The organism is Pseudokineococcus marinus, assembly GCF_013004605.1.
Lineage (GTDB): Bacteria > Actinomycetota > Actinomycetes > Actinomycetales > Quadrisphaeraceae > Pseudokineococcus > Pseudokineococcus marinus.
The window spans coordinates 1-2,260 of record NZ_JABEMA010000408.1 but is presented as its reverse complement, the minus strand read 5'-3'; the positions used below and the strand labels follow the sequence as shown (position 1 = coordinate 2,260).

At 78.1% G+C, this 2,260-nt stretch carries 2 protein-coding genes; both read left to right on the top strand.

Annotation, left to right across the window (positions count from 1 at the left end; genetic code table 11):
* On the top strand, window positions 1–1,130 hold a 1,130-nt coding region (locus HLB09_RS16040), incomplete at its 5' end, for a LysM peptidoglycan-binding domain-containing protein (RefSeq protein WP_212771242.1).
* A 179-nt stretch (window positions 1,131–1,309) separates the two neighbouring features.
* Window positions 1,310–2,260: protein kinase domain-containing protein (locus HLB09_RS16035; protein WP_171204313.1), on the top strand; the 951-nt coding region annotated here is incomplete at its 3' end.

The window sequence follows — 2,260 nt, the reverse complement described above, 5'->3', positions numbered from 1 at the left end:
TGCGCTCCTCGTCACCGGCCGCACCGCGACGGGCCCCGGCGGCCCCGGCGGGCGAGGTGCAGCTGGCGGCTCCCGTGGCGGTGGTCGCCGCGGCGACGGCGCGGACGCACGTGGTGCGCCCGGGCGACACCGTGAGCGCCATCGCCCGCAGCAGCGGCCTCTCGCAGGCGGAGGTCGTCGCCGCCAACGGCCTCGACGCCCGCGCCACGATCCGCGTCGGCCAGGTCCTGCGCCTGGACCGCGCGGTCGCCGCCGCCGCGTCGCCGGGCGGGACCTACGTCGTCCGCTCCGGCGACACCGTCAGCGGCATCGCCGCCCGCACCGGCACTCCCCAGCGCGACATCATCGCCGCCAACGGCCTCGACGCCCGCGCCTCCATCCGCGAGGGCCAGGTCCTGCGCCTGGGCGGCGGCACGAGCGCCACCCCGCCGAAGGCCGCGCCGACGCCCGCGGCGCCGGGCCAGCCCGGCAGCTACGTCGTCCGCTCGGGCGACAGCCTCAGCACCATCGCCCGCCGCCACGGCACGACCGTCGCCGCGCTGCGCCAGGTCAACCCCGGCGTCGGGGCCGACGGCCTCATCCGGGTCGGCCAGCGCCTGTCGGTCCCGGGCGCGGCCAGCGCGAGCGCGCCGACCACGAGCAAGCCCGTGCCGTCGACCTTCCTCGGCCGCTCCTACCCCGGCTCGACGACGCAGGCGGCCACGGCCAACCGCGACGCCCTCCTGGCCCGTCCCGTGCCCGGCCGGGACGAGATGCGCCGCATGGTGCGGGACACGGCCCTGCGGTGGGGCGTGGACCCGGCGCTCGCCCAGGCCGTGGCGTTCCAGGAGTCGGGCTTCAACATGCGGGCCGTCTCCCCCGCCAACGCCGTCGGCGTCATGCAGGTCATCCCGTCGTCCGGCCGCTGGGCGGCCGACCTCTCGGGGCAGGACATCGACCTGCTCGACCCGCAGGACAACGTCACGGCCGGCGTCGTCATCCTCCGCTCCCTCGTGCGCAGCGCGCCCGACCAGGCGAGCGCCATCGGCGGGTACTACCAGGGCCTCGCCTCGGTGCGCAGCCGCGGCATGTACGCCGACACCCGGCGCTACGTCGCCAGCGTCCAGACGCTCATGCGCCAGTACCGCTGACCCGCCGGCGCACGGGGCCCGCCGGGTCCCGTGCGCCGGGCCGGTCCCGCCCCGGGTCGATCCTGCCCCGGTGTGGGTCCTGCCCCGGGACCGTCCTGCTGAGGGCCGGGGCCACCCCGTGCGAGCGCCGCCCGGCGGGGCGCACCGGGCCACCGGGCGCCCCTCCCTAGGATCGGCGCATGGCGGCAGCAGGGGCGGAAGGGGTCCCGGACCCCCTCGTCGGCGCCTCCGTCGACGGCCGCTACACCGTCGTCCGCCGCATCGCCCGCGGCGGGATGGCCACGGTCTACCTCGCCACGGACACCCGCCTCGACCGCGACGTCGCGCTCAAGGTCATGCACCCGCACCTGGCGCAGGACCCCGACTTCGTGGCGCGCTTCCACCGGGAGGCCGTGGCCGCCGCCCGCGTCTCCTCGCCCAGCGTCGTCGCCGTCCACGACCAGGGCCGCGACGACCGGCTGGCCCACGGGACCGTCTACCTCGTGCTGGAGCACGTGCCCGGCACCACGCTGCGCGACCTGCTCGCCGCCGAGGGGCTGCTCAGCGCCGGCGCCGCCCTCGCCGTCCTCGAGCCCGTCCTCGAGGCCCTCGCCGCCGCCCACCGCGCCGGGGTGGTCCACCGCGACGTCAAGCCCGAGAACGTCCTGCTCACCGACGACGGGCGCGTCAAGGTGGCCGACTTCGGCCTCGCCCGCGCCGCGAGCAGCCAGACCACGGGGGCCACGACGGGGGTCCTCATGGGGACCGTGGCCTACCTGGCGCCCGAGCTCGTCCTCCACGGCACCGCTGACGCGCGCGCCGACGTCTACGCCGCCGGCATCACCCTGTTCGAGATGCTCACGGGGTCGCAGCCCTTCACCGGCGAGGTGGCGGTGCAGGTCGCCCACCAGCACGTGACGCGCGACGTGCCCGCCCCCAGCGAGCTCGTCGCGACCGTGCCCCCGGAGCTGGACGACCTCGTGCTCTGGATGACCGCCCGCGACCCCGACGACCGGCCCACCGACGCGCGCGAGCTGGTCCACGAGGTGCGGGCCCTGCGCCGGGACCTGCCCGACGCCGTCCAGGACGCCCCGCCGCGGCGCACGGGTCGCGCGCCCGAGCGCGGGGCGGCCCTCGGCGGCCTCGCCCGG